The sequence below is a fragment of the Desulfofundulus luciae genome (genome assembly GCF_030813795.1).
Classification (GTDB): domain Bacteria; phylum Bacillota; class Desulfotomaculia; order Desulfotomaculales; family Desulfovirgulaceae; genus Desulfofundulus; species Desulfofundulus luciae.
In genome coordinates this window covers 113991-129629 of record NZ_JAUSUX010000003.1, presented here as the reverse complement: position 1 = coordinate 129629, position 15639 = coordinate 113991, and the positions used below count along the sequence as shown (strand labels likewise).

Sequence of the window (15639 nt, the reverse complement as noted above, 5' to 3'; positions counted from 1 at the left end):
TTGAGTGGAGAAGGCCTTCTTTCATTCCATGTAAGTAAACTCAAATTTCCCGATGCGCACCGTGTCCCCCTCCCGGATGCCCGCTTCCCTCAAGGCATCTTCCAAGCCCATCCGGGAAATGATCCGCTGCAGTCTTTCCACCGCCTCTTCGTTTTCCAGGTCGGTCATGGCCACGTGGCGCTCGATCTCCCGTCCTTCTACTACAAACACTCCATTCCGGCGGGATACGGTAAACCGGGGTTCCTCCACCCTGGTTATACGCACCCTTTCCTCAACCACCTGCTCCGGGACCGGGAGCCGGTCCAGCAAATCAGCCAGGCGATAAATCAGGGGAGCTGTGCCTTCCCCGTTCAAGGCACTGATGGGGAAAATTTCGTACCTGTCACCCAGGGCCCCGCGCAAACGGTCCAGGTTTTCCGTGGCCCCAGGTAAATCCATTTTATTTGCGGCCACCACCATGGGGCGCATCGCCAGGGCCGGGTCATAGAGGGCCAGCTCCCGGTTGATGATTTCAAAATCTTTCAGGGGGTCCCGTCCCTCGCTCCCGGCAATATCCAGGACGTGCACCAGAAGGCGCGTCCGTTCCGTATGGCGCAGAAAGTGGTGACCTAACCCGGCACCGGCGTGGGCCCCTTCAATGAGGCCGGGTATGTCGGCCATGACAAAACTGCGCCCCTCGTCCACCCGTACCACGCCCAGATTGGGCACCAGGGTGGTGAAGGGGTAGTCGGCAATTTTGGGGCGGGCGGCCGACACCCGGGCAATCAGGGTGGATTTGCCGGCGTTGGGAAAGCCCACCAGGCCCACATCGGCCAGCAGCTTGAGTTCCAGTTCCAACCAGCGTTCCTCTCCCGGCTCGCCTTTTTCGGCCATGCGGGGAGCCCTGTTCACCGCACTGACGAAACGGGTGTTCCCCCGTCCTCCCCGTCCCCCCCGGGCTGCCACCACTTCCTGCCCCGGGTATACCAGGTCGGCAATCACTTCCCCGGTAGCGGCATCCCGCACCACGGTACCCGGGGGGACCCTGAGGATCAGGTCCTCTCCCTGCCTGCCGTGCATATTCTTACCCATGCCGTGCTGGCCCCGTCCGGCCTTGTAATGACGCTGGTAGCGGAAATCCACCAGGGTGCGCAGGCCCGGGTCCACTTTCAGGATCACATTCCCGCCCCGGCCACCGTCACCCCCCGCCGGACCGCCCTCGGGAACGTACTTTTCCCGGCGAAAGGCCACGCACCCGTTTCCGCCGTCTCCTCCCCTGACAAAAATCTTTGCAGTATCAAAAAACATACTCTTTTCACCTTTGGTTATTATGTACCCCATTGAAATGGTTCAGGACTCCCGGCGGGGAAAAACAAGCAAAATTTCAAGGGTACTTTCGCCGTCCTTCTGAACCTCCCTTACCTCTGCCCGGCCACCATGACCGGCCAGAATTCTGTTGACGGCGGGTATTTTCTCCTTGAGCGGTTCGCAGGAGACCACCGCCGGGAAAACCAAACGGCAGGTGTAACACCCTTTTGACTCCTGCAGGCTGATCTCCAGGCGGCGGTTTACAACCTCTGGCGACGACAGGCAGGATATGGCCTGGTAAAAGGCCGTTTCCAGGGCGGCACCCACCTGTTCCCCGGCAACGGAGCAATCAGCCAGATTGCATTGAATGTCGTAGTCTACTTCAACCTGTAAATCGGTACCTTGAGCGAGAGCCGCCAGAAATGCCGCGGTGGCCTCGGGCACCTGCAAATGGATGATTTTCGCCAGGCGCTCCAGTTCCCGGGCCACTTCCAGGAGGTATTCCCGCGCCTTTTCCCCCCTATTCATTTGAATAAACCCGGAGATTACCTGTAAGTGGTTGAGAAAGTCGTGCCTTTGCATGCGGATAAACTCCAGCAGGGATTTTAGCTCCATGCAAACCTTCCTCCAGCATTATACTCGACAGATTAACTTTTTCTATACAGAAAAAGGGAATCCCTGCCGGTAAAAAAAGTCCGGCAAGAAAAATGAAGGCCAGCCCAGAGCTGGCCCGTGTCAATTCTCCTAAGCTTGCAATGCTGCGACCGGAATCACGCTAACCTGCTTTTTATCGCGCCCTTTGCGGTGGAAGGAAACCACACCGTCCACCAGGGCAAACAGGGTATCGTCGCCGCCTTTACCTACATTACGCCCCGGGTGAATACGGGTTCCCCGCTGCCGTACCAGAATGCTTCCGGCAGTGACAAACTGACCGTCCTGACGTTTTACGCCGAGAAACTTGGGATTGGAATCCCGGCCGTTACGCGAGCTGCCTACACCTTTTTTATGCGCCATAAATTTTCACCTCCTGCTAAGGCCGGCCCGAAAAGTACGGCCTCTTCTCTAGGCTTCGATTTTTTCAACGATAACCTCGGTAAAAGGCTGCCTGTGTCCTTTTTTACGGCGGTAGTTTTTCTTGGGCTTATACTTAAAGACGATAATCTTGGGACCCCGGCCGTGGCGCACGGCTTTTAAGATTACCCTGGCTCCTTCCACCACCGGGTTGCCCACGCGGAGCTCCCCGTCCTTTTCCACGGCCAGCACCTGGTCGATTTCCACCACTTCACCGGGTTCCACCGCCAGCTTTTCTACCAGAAGGGTGTCCCCTTCACGCACGCGGTACTGCTTGCCGCCTGTGGCAATTATGGCGTACAAGGATAAAACCTCCCCTTTTTCAGGTCTCGCCGAAAGCAGGTAGGGCTTTTACCCTTTTATATAAAACCCCTTCCGTGCGGTTGCGGCAGCGCGAAAACTGCCTACGGTATAACATTTTAACACAACCGGTAGTTTTGTCAAGCAACACGGGAATTACTTCACCAGCCGGGCCCGGGCGTAGGTGCGGTAGACCTTGCTTACCTCCACAGGCACCGTTTCGCCCACCAGGGAACCGGCCCCTTCGATGTCCAGGATAAAACCGTCAATGCGGGCAATCCCGTCATTGGTGTTGGAAATATGGGGTTCTTCTACCTTCACCTCCAGCACCTGGCCGGGCTTGACCGGCAAAGTGTGGGCAATGACTTCCTCTTTATTATAGAGCGGTCGGATGCTTACCGATTCGATATGCTGCCCCTGGGAACCGCGGATGTAAAGGTTTTTACCCGTTTTCTGCTCCAGCTCCCGCAGGTTAACACCCCCGCTGCCAATTAGCCGGGCAGCCACCAGGGGGTGGGCCTCCACCAGAATGGTATCGGCGCTGGTACGCCGGGCCAGTTCAATGATGCGGCTCTTGAAATGAATGCCCACCGTTTCCTCCGAGAGCACTTTACCCCGCCCCTCACAATAAGGGCAGGGGCGCTGCAAAACCTCGGACAGGCTGGGACGGACCTTCTTTCTGGTCATTTCCACCAGCCCCAGCTGGGTGATGCCCAGGATGTTGGTTCTGGTTTTGTCCTTTTTGATTTCTTCTTCCAGGACTTTTAAAACCTGCCGCCGGTGCCCTTCCTGCTGCATGTCGATAAAGTCGATAATGATGATCCCGCCTATATTGCGCAGGCGCAGTTGGCGGGCTATTTCCACTGCCGCATCCAGGTTGGTTTTCAGCACCGTGTCTTCCAGGTTGGTGCTGCCCACATACTTGCCCGTATTAACATCTATCACGGTGAGAGCCTCGGCCTGGTCGATCACCAGGTAACCGCCGCACTTGAGCCAGACCTTACGTTTAAGCGCCCGTTCAATTTCCTGTTCAATGCCGTAATCCTGGAAGATATTCTCCCTTTCTTCTAAAAACACCTTGTATTTCAGCTTTGGCGAAGTGATGTCCAGAAGCTCCATGATTTTTTCATACTCGGAACGGGAATCCACCGTCAGGCGGTCCACATCTTCGGTAAAAACGTCCCGCAGGATGCGCTGGATCAGTTCTAGATCCCGGTGGATCAGGTTGGGCACCGGCCCCTGGCCGGCCCGGTGGAGGATCTTGCGCCAGAGCCTGGTAAGCATATGTACATCCTGGGCAAATTCTTCCTCTTCAACCCCCTCGGCCACCGTGCGCACGATTAAACCCATGCCTTCAGGTTTCAAGCGGGCGGCCAGCTCTTTTAACCTTTCCCGTTCCCGCTCCTGTTCAATGCGCCGGGAAATGCCGATGTAATCCGTGGTGGGCATTAAAACCACATAACGCCCGGGGAGGGTAACGTGGGTGGTCACCCGCGGCCCCTTTGTACCAATTGGTTCCTTGACAATCTGGACAATAACATCCTGGCCCTTTTTTAATATATCGGTAATGCTGGTCCCCAGTCCGTGATGATGGAAACCGTTGCCTCCACGGGGAGGCAGGGCGTCCTCCACATATAAAAAGGCGTTTTTTTCCAAACCGATGTCTACAAAGGCTGCCTGCATACCGGGCAGAACATTTTCCACCCGGCCGCGGAAGATATTGCCCACCAGCCGCTGCTGGAAGGAACGTTCAATATACATTTCCACCAGCACCCGGTCCTCCAGCACCGCTACCCGGGTTTCCTCTTCTCCCGCATTAATCACAATTTCCTTAAACAAAACCAAAACCTTCTTTCAAATTTAACCTCTATAGGATTTTTCTGGTTCCGCCGGGTATAGGCCCGTCCGGATTACATCGGGCTGCTCATCTTTAACCGGAAGCCCGAACCGCTCCGCCAGCACCAGCACCACTTCTTCCGGGCGCACGGTTCCACGGTTACCCACGGCAAGGCTCATCTCCAGCCTGGCACGGTCATCTTCCAGCCGGCCGGACAGGGCATAAATGCCCGGGCGGATATCCAGGACCTTTTCCTTGTTCTCCCCGGCCCGGCGGGTAATGATGACTTCCGGGGTCTCAAGCAGCCCGTTAATGCTCCTCTGCAGGTCTTCCTGCGTAATTTCCCGCGCCAGGGATACGTCCACCCGGTAGGTGGCTTTTTCAAGGGTGGCCATCAGTGCCGGCGCGTCATCGGGAATGCGCCATACCCTGGTCACCTTAAGTCCCCGGGGAAGCTGATCGTTTAAGCGTTTAAGCATTTCATCCACCGGGAGCGCAGCCACCAGTTCCAGGTCTAAATACTCCTTTTCTCCCTTTACCCCCACAGGTAAAGGCGCCCCCAGGCTGAAGCGGGGGTGAGGGTTAAACCCCTGGGAGAAGGCCAGGGGCAGCCCGGCCCGGCGCATGGCCCGTTCAAGGGTGCGCACCAGGTCCAGGTGGGAGATGAAACGGGCCGGGCCTTCTTTGCTAAACTCAATCCGGTAACGGGGCAAAATGGGTACCTCCTGTATTTATTACTGCGCGAAACTTGCCTGCCGTTTGCACGCGCTCGCTCCGTTCCCCACCACTCACCCACCACTCACCCACCACTCACCCAGCACTCACCCAGCACTCACCGGATCCAGGTACCTGCGCAGGGACTAAAGCCGCACATGGTTAGCAGTTACTATTAGAGAACCCGGTTGCTGTGAGTGCTGGGTACCTGCGCAGGGACTAAAGCCGCACATGGTTAGCAGTATTGCTATCAGAGAACCCGGTTACGGTGAGTGCTGGGTCGCTTCCGTGCAAAACGGCAGTGACGCTGAAAACGTAATGAGACATTATCCGGATACGCCCCCTGCCCGGTCCAGCACTTCCGGTTCGATCTCCAGGGTAGGACAGAGACCGCAGCCGGGGCACTTGCCGGTACGGCAGTCGGGCGTAGCCTTCCCCTCCATGGCCCTCTTGTGTTCCAGGACCAGGTACTTCCTGCTCACACCGGCATCAATGTGATCCCAGGGCAAAAGGTCGTCGTATTTATAACGCCGGTAGGCATACCAGGCAGGGTCCAAACCGGCGACACGAAATGCTTCCTGCCACCTGCCAAAGTCAAAACACTCGGACCAGCCGTCAAAACGGCAGCCCAGCCGCCAGGCCTCTTCCAGCACCCGGTCCAGGCGCCGGTCTCCCCGGGCCAGAACGGCCTCCAAAAAGCTGGTTTCGACCTCATGCCAGTGGAAAACCAGCCCCTTTTCCTTTAACAATCCCCGCAAAAGCGCTTGCCGGCGGTACAGCTCCTCCATTTCCACCTGGGGCTCCCACTGGAAGGGCGTATGGGACTTGGGCACAAAGGAAGAGGCACTGACCGTAACCCTGAGCCTGTTCCTGGGTACACCCAGTTCCCTTCCCCGGGCCAGCACCCGCCGGGCCAGTTCGGCGATGCCCCGCAGGTCCTCTTCGGTTTCCGCAGGCAAGCCGATCATGAAGTAAAGCTTGATGGCCTGCCAGCCGGCAGCAAAGGCGGCCGAAACCGCCTCCATGAGGTCTTCTTCTGTCACGCCCTTATTGATCACATCCCGCAGGCGCTGGGTACCGGCCTCGGGGGCGAAGGTAAGACTGGCCCGGCGTACCCGCTGTACTTCCCGGGCCAGGGCTACGGAAAAGGCATCCACCCTTAAGGAGGGCAGGGATACGCTCACTCCCATGTCCCCGAATCGATCCAGCATGGAGCGAACCACTTCTTGAACACGGGAGTAATCGGCGGTACTCAAGGATACCAGGGAGATCTCGTCGTAGCCCGTGTGTTTCACAATTTCCTCAGCCTGGCGCAGCAGGGTGGTCGGGCTTTTTTCCCGTACGGGCCGGTAAATTACCCCGGCCTGGCAAAAGCGACAACCCCGGGTACACCCTCTCTGCACCTCCAGCATACCCCGGTCATGGACCACACCCAGGTAAGGAACCAGCGGTTTTACAGGAAAGGAAACCCGGTCAAAGTTGCGGACGACCCGTTTGGTTACCTTTGGCGGCACGCCGCCGGCAATGGGCTCTATGGCGGAAATTGTTCCGTCGGGATGATACTCCACCCGGTACAGGGAAGGAACGTAAATGCCGGGTATTTCCGCCGCCCGGCGCAAAAAATGCCGGCGGCCGGCCCGGTGCCCGCCCACCTCCAGGTACAGGTCCAGCAGTTCGTGAAAAACTTCCTCCCCCTCACCAATGACAAAAAGGTCAATAAAACTGGCCAGGGGCTCGGGATTAAAGGCACATGGCCCCCCGGCAATCACCAGGGGATGTTCCGGACCCCGCCGGTCGCTGCGCAAAGGGATACCCGCAAGATCCAGCATATTTAAGATATTGGTAAAAGTCATTTCATATTGCAGGGTAAAGGCCAGGATGTCGAAGTCCGCTACCGGCCGGTGCGACTCCAGGGTAAAAAGGGGTAGTCCCCGGCGGCGCATTTGACTCTCCATATCCACCCACGGGGCGAAGGTACGCTCCATGAGCGCATCCTCCCGGCTGTTCACCACATGATAAAGGATCTGCAGGCCCAGGTGGGACATGCCCACCTCGTAAACGTCGGGAAAGGCAAAGGCCACCTTTACGGCAGTTTTGTCCCAATCCTTATAAACGGCATTCCATTCCCCGCCCACATAGCGGGCCGGTTTTTGAACCCGGTGTAACACCTGTTCCAGCTCGAACATAAGATCCTCCTACTTGTATTATTGCCCGGGAAGGTACGCCTTAAAATCATTTTACCTGTTTAACCAAAAGTTGTAAATACTAAAGCGGCTGCAAAGGCAGGCGGCCCACGGGCAGGTCCACCCCGTGGTTCAACAGGCCGTCAATAATCTGGGTTTCGGTAAGAAACCCTTTATACTGCCACTGGCGGTCAAGAACCAGCACCAGGTGAAACTTCTGGGGTAAAAAGGGTTTGACAATCTTGCCCAGGGGGACGTCTTCCAGGGCAATCAGCGATTGCACGGGAAGCACCCCGGCCCTCAGGATCTCGCCCTTTTTACCAGCCAGTTGACCCATAAAGAGGTAGGGGGCCATGCCCCGCTCCCGGGTGGCGGCAAAAAACAAAAAGAGCCCCGTGAACAGAATATCTAAACCCGTAAAACCAAACAACAACCCCAGGGAGCCCAGCAGCACCACGGCCACGGCAAAGACCTGCCCCAGGGTGGCCGCCCGGTAGGTGGCCTCCTTTATGCTCATCCTGCCGGCCAGGCCGGCACGGTAAACCCGGCCGCCATCAAGGGGCAGGGCGGGCAGGAGATTGAAGGCGGCAATGAGCAGGTTGCACTGGAGAAAAAAAGGCCCCAGTTCGTCATGCCATAAACCGTAGTTCTTCATGGCCAGGCCCAGAAGGACCATAACCACATTGCACAACGGCCCGGCCGCGGCCACATAAACTTCTTTGACGGGATCCAGAACCAGTTCGCTGCCCATGCGGGTGACCCCGCCGAAGGGCAACAGTTCCACTTCGTTCACCGGCACGCCCAGGTACCGGGCGCAGGCTACATGGGCAAGCTCATGAACCAGCACTACGGCAAAGGCCACCAGCCCCTTGCCCAGGATGCCGGCCACAAGGAAGAGGCCCAGAAGGGCCAGGAAAAAGGCATTCAGGTATAAATCCACCCCCATGATTCGCCCCAGGCGCATGGAAACCACCTCAAAACTGCAACTTGACCAGGGGATCGATCAACCTTCCCTTTTCCCGTACTTCAAAATGCAAACCGCCGCCGGCCACATCGCCCCTGTCCCCCACTTCAGCCAGTTTTTGCCCCGCGGCCACCTGCTGCCCGGAGGTCACGGCGATCCCACTCAACCCAGCGTATAAAGTATAATCCCCCTCCCCGTGCTCCAGGAGCACAAACCGGCCCAGGGAAGGATCCTCTCCCACCCTGGCCACCCGGCCCTCCCGGGCCGCTTTCACGGGCGTACCCACCGGCGCGGCAATATCAATACCTGCATGGAAACGCTCCAGGTCATCCAGGGGGTCCCGCGACCACCCGAAACCCCGCACCACCTTGCCCGACACGGGGATCTGGAAACGTCCATCTTCACCGGCAGGACCCAGGGTCTGGCGGGTGCCCGGGGGTATATCTTCGGGAAAGGGCTGATCCACGTTGATCATTTGCAGGGCCAACTGCACAACCTTTTGTACCACGGGCTGGTAGTTCCACTCGGTGGTCAAAAGGTAGCGCAGGCCTTCCCGCACCTGTTCCCCCCCAGGATAGGGAAGTTCCCGGGCCAGGAGCAGAATAGCAAAGATAACCACAGCCGCCATGCCCCGCCAGAACCAGTTGTTACCCCGGCTACCCCTGGAAGGGGGGTACCGGTACGGCCAGTCTTCGGCGCGTGGATATTCAGAGATGGGGTATTTTCTTTTACGCCTGCTCCAAAGCAAGATTTCATCCCCCCTGCTGGAAAAATTATATTGGACAGGGGGGACAAATATGACAAGCCCCGGTCTTAATTTACCGCGACATCCTTCTGGTCCACCCGGAGGTGGAGCACAAAATTTACCGTATCCTGGAGCATCAGGACGGCGATCAGGATGCCACCCTAAAACAGGATTTTCTTGCGCCTCATGTAAACGTTCAGCAAAAGCCCCAGCGCCGCCAGGTTCATGATCATGTTGCTGCCGCCGTAACTGAAAAGGGGCAACGGGATACCCGTCACCGGCATGATCCCGGCCGTCATGCCGATATTGACAAAGATGTGAAAGGCAAACATACAAACCACTCCGCCGGCCAGCAGCACCCCCTGCAGATCTCTGGCCTGGGAAGCAATTTTTAATCCCCGGTATAAGAGGACCAGGTACAGGCCCAGGAGCACCACCGCTCCCATAAACCCGAACTCCTCGCCTACAACCGAGAAAATAAAGTCGGTATGGCGGATGGGCAGAAAGGTGAGGTGACTCTGGGTACCGCCCAGCAACCCCTTGCCCAGGAACCCTCCGGAGCCAATGGCAATGAGCGACTGCCACACGTGGTAGCCCGCCCCCAGCAAATCGCTCTGGGGATCCAGAAAAACGGTCAGCCGGGTCACCTGGTATTCTTTGAGGATATGCCGGTGGAAGGACTCATGCCGGCGGTGGGCTTCCCGGTAATCCCTCTCCACCTGTTGATATTTTCTTTGCAGCTCCTGCCTGGCCGTTTCGGAAACGGCCGCCTTTTTCTGCTGTTCCAGGGCCAGCAACTGTTTTTCCAGGCCAATGTCGGCGTTATGCAGGTACATATGCAGGACAAACAGGCCGACCATCAGGGCCAGGCCGGCGCCGATCAGGGCCAGGAGCAACCCCGGCCTGGCCCCGGCCAAAAAGAGCATGCCGAACATGATGGCCACAAACACCAGGGAAGTACCCAGGTCCGGTTGCTTTAAGATCAAAAGGGTGGGTATCCCCACGTACACAAAACAGGGCAGGAGATCCCGCAGGCGGTTCAAGCGGCCTTCCCGGGCGGACAGGAAACTGGCGAAGGTGATGATCATGATCAGCTTGGAAAACTCGGAAGGCTGAAAATTAAAAGGGCCGATATAAATCCAGCGCTGCGCACCCAGAGCTTCCCGTCCCAAAAAGATTACCGCAATTAGCATGACCAGGTTGAGTATATACAGCTCCCGGGCGTGTTTGCAAAGATCTTCGTAAGGTATATACATGATTGCCGCCATGACCCACAAACCGATAAAAATCCAGGCCAGCTGTCTGACAACGTAGGCATAGTCCAGATGCAGGAGTTTTACGACAAAAAAAAGATTCTTTAACCGGCTGAATGATTCATCGGTAAATTCCAGGGTGGCGCTGCCGATGGCCACTAAACTAAAGAGAACCACCATGCCGGCGGCCAGGAGGAGGACATGATCAAGGCTGCGTGCAAACCGCTTACTAACCAAGGAAAATCACCGCTTCTAGTTGATTTCCTGTTAATTATATACCACCTCCAGGGACAAAAAAAGCCCCGGGGTAATACCAAATTACCACAGGGTCAGGGTGTGGTGATTATGCGGTTGCCCCTTAAATACCCGACGCCAGGTGCCTCGTCACGCGTTTCATACCCTTTACCGGAATGCTGGCCACCAGGGCCACCTGGGTTTCATTGCTGTCCAGGTTGATCTCCAGTGCATCCTCGTCAATATCCATGTATTTTTCAATGACCTTGATCAATTCCGTCTTTAAGGTTTGCAAGAGCTGGGGCGAAACACTGGCCCGGTCGTGCACCAGCACCAGGCGTAACCTCTCCTTGGCCACATTTTTACTCCCACCGGCTTCCCGCCCGAAAACGCGGTTTAAAAACTCCAGCAAGGCCAACCCCCCTTCCAGTAGATTAGGGCAAACCAATCATCCGCCGCAAAAAGCGAGATACAAAACCGCCTTCGTCCAGATTCATCATCGGTACCGGCTCTCCCTTGATCCGCCGGACAATATTGCGATAAGCCTGTCCCGAGCGGGAACGTTCATCCTGGACCACGGGTTCCCCGCGGTTGGTGCTGATCACCACCATCTCGTCTTCCGGCACCACCCCCAGAAGATCGATGGCCAGGATGTCGATGATATCCTCAATGCTCATCATATCCCCGTGGCGCACCATGCGCGGGCGAATACGGTTGATAATCAGCCTGGGGTCCCGCAGTTCGGCCGCCTCCAGAAGACCGATGATCCGGTCCGCATCCCGTACGGCAGCTACTTCGGGGGTAGTCACCACGATGGCCTTGTCCGCCCCGGCAATGGCATTGCGAAAGCCCTGCTCGATCCCTGCCGGACAGTCAATAATCACGTAGTCGAATTCCTGTTTGAGTTCCTCACACAGGGCCTTCATCTGGTCCGGGCTGACCGCCGTTTTATCTTTGGTCTGGGCGGCAGGCAAAAGGAACAGCCCCTCGAAGCGCTTGTCCTTGATCAAAGCCTGCCGCAGGCGGCAATGCCCCCCGGTAACATCGGTTATATCGTAAACAATGCGGTTTTCCAGCCCCAGAACCACGTCCAGGTTGCGCAGCCCGATATCGGCATCCACCAGTACCACCCGGTGCCCGTGAGTGGCCAGCCCGGCCCCCAGGTTGGCCGTGGTGGTGGTTTTACCAACTCCTCCCTTGCCGGACGTAACTACGATGACCTCACCCATATAAGAGCCTCCTCTTCAACAGTTTGCCAATTTTCATCCCTGGCGTTCCCCATTAAAAATTTCGATTGTCACTACCCCATTCTTTATCCGGGCCACTTCAGGTTGTTCGGGTTTTGAGCTCTGCCCATCCGGGGGACGCGTAATGTGACCGGCAATGCGAAGCTGGGTGGGTTCCAGGCGGAAGGCCAGCACCATAGCCTTTTCATTTCCACCGGCGCCGGCGTGAACTACCCCCCGTACGGCACCCATCACAATGATGTTGCCCGTAGCCACCACCTCCGCCCCCGGGTTGATATCGCCAATAATGACGATATTGCCGTCGTAATGGACCTTTTGGCCGGAACGCAAAGTGCGCTGGATTAAAATCGTGTTATCATCTACCGTTTCACCGGCGAAAGACAGCCACCGGTGCTGCGGGTTCCCTCTCCCCCTGTCCAAGGTGCATTCCCCCCAGTGTTGATTTAAATTCTACAGGGCGCAACCAAATCCTGCTAATAATTTCGTTTTTCCTGCCGCTTACTCCAACGAAAACAATAAAATTGTATCCCAGGATATGTACCAAATCCTGGGATACACAAAGAGCACCAAATATTCAGTGAACCGGTCTGGATGCGGTGTCCGGAACTCACTCCATTGCTCCGCTCCGGACGGCGCCGCATCCCTGTCATAACGGTTTTACTGAACCTGCGTGCCGTCCCGGGACGCCCCTGGAGTACCGCCCTGGGCGGGTGGTTGATTGCCGCTAGTTGACGGCGCACCGGATCCGCCTCCTCCGGCTGGAGGCAGAACATCAACCGGGGTACCCTGTTCGTTGCCGGCACCAGGTGGGGACCCGCCTGCGGGCTGCCCGGGAGAACCGCCCTGTTTTTGTTCCCCGGGAGGTACATCGGGTGGTGCCGTGGTGCGCCGGGGCTGGACATTCCCGGACCCGGACCCGCCGGCAGGCCGCCGGGAAGGCACTGGTGTGGCGCGAAGGGCCCCCGTTGCCCGCTCATCCCTGGTCTTTTTCTCCTCGCCTGACAGGCCAGCAGTGGGAGGGGCGTTTTTGAGATTAAAGTAAGCGTCCAGGATCTCCCTGGCCACGGAACCGGCGGCAGAACTCCCGTGGCCGCCATATTCCACCACTACGGCCAGGGCCACTTCCGGTTTTTCATAGGGGGCAAAGGCCACAAAAAGGGCGTGGTTATCGTGGCCATGGACCTCGGCAGTTCCGGTTTTGGCGGCAACACTGTATTTTGCTCCCGCGAATACTCCTGCCGCGGTACCGTCGGGGGGCAGGGTCGCCTCGTGCATACCCTGCCGGAGTATGGCCAGCGTACGGCCGGACACGTTGACCCGGCGGATCTCCCGGGGTGAAAACTCCTCCACCGTCTGGCCGTCGGGAGCCACAACCTTTTTAACCAGGTAAGGCTTGTAAAGGATGCCTCCGTTGGCGATGGCCGCCACATAATTGGCCAGCTGGAGAGGAGTATAGTAGTTGTTGCCCTGACCAATGGCCATATCCAGGGTATCGTATTCCCGCCATTTCAATTCCCACTCTATCTTGTTGTACCTGTCCTGCAAAAGGGCCAGACGCCCGTTCATTTCCCGCTCCAGGGCCGCCTTTTCCCCTTCGCCCGCACTGGCCAGGCGCTTCTCATACTCCTTGCGGATATCGTCCATTTGTTTTTGTACATTGTCCAGAAGGGGCTTCCACAGGTTGTACTTTTGCTCCGGTCCCGGGATGCGGCCGGCATGCTCCCCGGGCAACTCCAGCCCCGTCTTTTGTCCCAGGCCGAACTCCCGGGCATAGCGGGCAATGGGTTCGGGTCCGAGCATTGCCCCGACAGTCCAGAAAAACGTGTCGCAGGATACCTTAAGGGCCCGCACCACATCCACCCGCCCGTGACCGCTGGGCTTCCAGTCGACTTTATATTTGTAGCGCCCGGTATCGCTAATGGCAAACTGGGGTGTTATTTTACCCAGTTCCAGCGCTGCCGTCGCCACCACCATTTTAAAGGTAGAACCCGGGGGATACAGGGCTATGGCCCGGTTGAGCAGCGATTGATCCCGGCTAATTTTGGCCCAGGCCGCATTCCACTCCTTCCGGGAAAGGTCCCGGGTAAAGATGGTGGGATCATAGGTGGGGTGGCTGGCCAGGGCCAGGACCTCCCCGGTGCGCACATCCAGCACTACCGCCGCCCCGGCTTTGGCCTGGCTGTAACCCTCTTTTTGCAACCGGGCGATACCCCGGGCCAGGGCATCCTGGGCCGCACGCTGCAGGCGGGCATCAATGGTGAGCACCAGGTTGTCTCCCGGTACAGGCTCTTTTACGCCCAGATCCCTTACCGGCTGCCCCTGGGCATCCACCTCCACCTGGCGGGCACCCCGCTGACCCCGCAAATAGGGCTCAAAAGATTTCTCCAGGCCGTCCTTGCCCCAGGAGTCCCCCAGCCTGTAACCCCTGTCTTTATTCTCTTCAAGCTCCTTCTGATCCATGATGCCCACGTAACCCAGGGTGGGCACCAGCAGGTCCCCATAGGGGTAGTGCCGTACCGGCCGCACGTCGATGAGCACTCCCGGCAGCTCCAGCCGCTGCTCCTCAATCCGGCTTACCGTTTCACTGGACACCTTATCGGCTATGGGCACCGGTTCATAAAGGCGCAACTTTTGTTCGTTGAGTTTTTTATGGATTTCCTGTTCTATCTCCGTCACGCTCATGCCCTGGAAGGTTTTTTCTCCCTCCAAAATACGGGCCAGCCTGGCAATCACCCGGTCGGTGTCCTTGATGCCTAAATAGGCAAAGGAAATGGTGTAGACCGGCTGGTTGCCCACGATGCGCACGCCGTTGCGGTCGAGAATTTCCCCCCGGGGAGCCATGATGGGAATCAACCGCAGGTGGTTCTGCTGGGCCATCATCTGATATTTATCCGCCTCCACCAGCTGCAGGTAAGCCAGGCGGATAACAAGCACGGTAAAGGCGGCGATCACCATGCCCAGCAGAACCTGTAGCTTTCTCTCCAGACTTTTAGCTGTTACCCCGTTTGTTGCCACGGCGCATCCTTCCCTGTCCTGCAAGCATTACTTGCCTGCCGTTTGCACGCGCTCGCTCCGTTCCCCAGCACTCACTGCAATTGGGGTCTCTGATGGTATGATTGCTGACCATATGCAGCCTGAATACCTGTGCAGGTACCTGGACCCGGTGAGTGCTGGGTCGCTTCGTGCAAAACGGCGGCCATTTTCATCCTTTGTTGGTGGCGCTGAATGCGTCATGGGTGTCTACTAAATTAAAACTGGCCCATTCTGAACCATCCCTTGAGGTAAAGGCGGTAAAACTTGCGGTAAAATAACGGCACCAGCAGCGCATTGTACACGGCTGATGGAAGGACTACCCCGACCAGGGCCACACCCGGAGGAATTTTGATCTGCAGGTATACCAACAAAAGGTAATAAATTGACTGATTTACTATAGTGGCAAAAAAAGTTATCGCCATCACTACCAGGCTGCTGTCCTTGTATAAACGGGATTCCGACCAGCCCACCAGGTAACCGGCCACGGCAGTGGAGAGGGCGTTGAGGCCAAAATAGTTGCCGGCGATAAAATCTTTCATCAAACCGGCAACAAACCCCCAGAAGGCTCCCTCCCGCTGCCCTCTCCAGAATGCATAAAAAACTACCAGTAAAAAAGTCAGATCGGGTACCACACCCTTAACGTGAATCAAATCCACCACCGTTACCTGCAGCAGCAGGGCCAGCAATAAAAATCCGGGCAGGACCAGCAAGCCCAACAAAGAAAAAAACCTCCCGCACGGTTATCTTTTCAATGGCAACTATCAAGGTAAA

Annotated in this window: 15 protein-coding genes; all 15 read right to left on the bottom strand. The window is 57.2% G+C overall.

Going from position 1 to position 15639, the window contains the following annotated elements; all coding sequences use genetic code 11:
• Positions 1 to 21: 21 nt before the first annotated feature.
• Complete coding sequence (gene obgE, locus J2Z49_RS03030; RefSeq protein WP_307399739.1) at positions 22 to 1287, bottom strand: GTPase ObgE; 1266 nt, start codon at positions 1285 to 1287, stop codon at positions 22 to 24.
• A gap of 42 nt (positions 1288 to 1329) precedes the next feature.
• Positions 1330 to 1902, bottom strand: a complete 573-nt coding sequence (locus J2Z49_RS03025; RefSeq protein ID WP_307399737.1) for a Spo0B domain-containing protein — start codon at positions 1900 to 1902, stop codon at positions 1330 to 1332.
• Positions 1903 to 2031: 129 nt separating this feature from the next.
• Positions 2032 to 2301 (bottom strand): 50S ribosomal protein L27, encoded by a 270-nt coding sequence (gene rpmA, locus J2Z49_RS03020; protein WP_072868462.1) that lies wholly within the window; start codon positions 2299 to 2301, stop codon positions 2032 to 2034.
• A gap of 48 nt (positions 2302 to 2349) precedes the next feature.
• Entirely contained in the window at positions 2350 to 2661 is a 312-nt protein-coding gene (gene rplU, locus J2Z49_RS03015; protein ID WP_307399734.1) for a 50S ribosomal protein L21, read from the bottom strand.
• 153 nt (positions 2662 to 2814) lie between these two features.
• A complete protein-coding gene (locus tag J2Z49_RS03010; protein WP_307399732.1) occupies positions 2815 to 4497 on the bottom strand; it encodes an Rne/Rng family ribonuclease in 1683 nt (560 codons plus the stop codon).
• A 21-nt stretch (positions 4498 to 4518) separates the two neighbouring features.
• Positions 4519 to 5208, bottom strand: a complete 690-nt coding sequence (locus J2Z49_RS03005; RefSeq protein WP_307399730.1) for a TIGR03936 family radical SAM-associated protein — start codon at positions 5206 to 5208, stop codon at positions 4519 to 4521.
• 327 nt (positions 5209 to 5535) lie between these two features.
• Complete coding sequence (locus J2Z49_RS03000; RefSeq protein ID WP_307399729.1) at positions 5536 to 7395, bottom strand: TIGR03960 family B12-binding radical SAM protein; 1860 nt, start codon at positions 7393 to 7395, stop codon at positions 5536 to 5538.
• Between the two features lie 79 nt (positions 7396 to 7474).
• Complete coding sequence (locus tag J2Z49_RS02995) at positions 7475 to 8356, bottom strand: M50 family metallopeptidase (RefSeq protein WP_307399727.1); 882 nt, start codon at positions 8354 to 8356, stop codon at positions 7475 to 7477.
• Positions 8357 to 8366: 10 nt separating this feature from the next.
• Complete coding sequence (locus tag J2Z49_RS02990; protein ID WP_307399725.1) at positions 8367 to 9104, bottom strand: M23 family metallopeptidase; 738 nt, start codon at positions 9102 to 9104, stop codon at positions 8367 to 8369.
• Between the two features lie 158 nt (positions 9105 to 9262).
• Positions 9263 to 10591, bottom strand: coding sequence for a rod shape-determining protein RodA (rodA, locus tag J2Z49_RS02985; RefSeq protein ID WP_307399722.1), 1329 nt, complete (start codon positions 10589 to 10591; stop codon positions 9263 to 9265).
• 121 nt (positions 10592 to 10712) lie between these two features.
• Complete coding sequence (minE, locus tag J2Z49_RS02980) at positions 10713 to 11000, bottom strand: cell division topological specificity factor MinE (protein WP_072868478.1); 288 nt, start codon at positions 10998 to 11000, stop codon at positions 10713 to 10715.
• A gap of 22 nt (positions 11001 to 11022) precedes the next feature.
• Positions 11023 to 11817, bottom strand: a complete 795-nt coding sequence (gene minD / locus J2Z49_RS02975) for a septum site-determining protein MinD (protein WP_307399719.1) — start codon at positions 11815 to 11817, stop codon at positions 11023 to 11025.
• Positions 11818 to 11850: 33 nt separating this feature from the next.
• Entirely contained in the window at positions 11851 to 12255 is a 405-nt protein-coding gene (minC, locus tag J2Z49_RS02970; RefSeq protein WP_307399717.1) for a septum site-determining protein MinC, read from the bottom strand.
• A 237-nt stretch (positions 12256 to 12492) separates the two neighbouring features.
• The gene (gene mrdA / locus J2Z49_RS02965; protein WP_307399714.1) at positions 12493 to 14874 is read right to left on the bottom strand and encodes a penicillin-binding protein 2; all 2382 of its coding nucleotides are present in this window, start codon (positions 14872 to 14874) and stop codon (positions 12493 to 12495) included.
• Between the two features lie 209 nt (positions 14875 to 15083).
• A complete protein-coding gene (mreD, locus tag J2Z49_RS02960) occupies positions 15084 to 15587 on the bottom strand; it encodes a rod shape-determining protein MreD (protein WP_307399713.1) in 504 nt (167 codons plus the stop codon).
• Between the last annotated feature and the right edge of the window lie 52 nt (positions 15588 to 15639).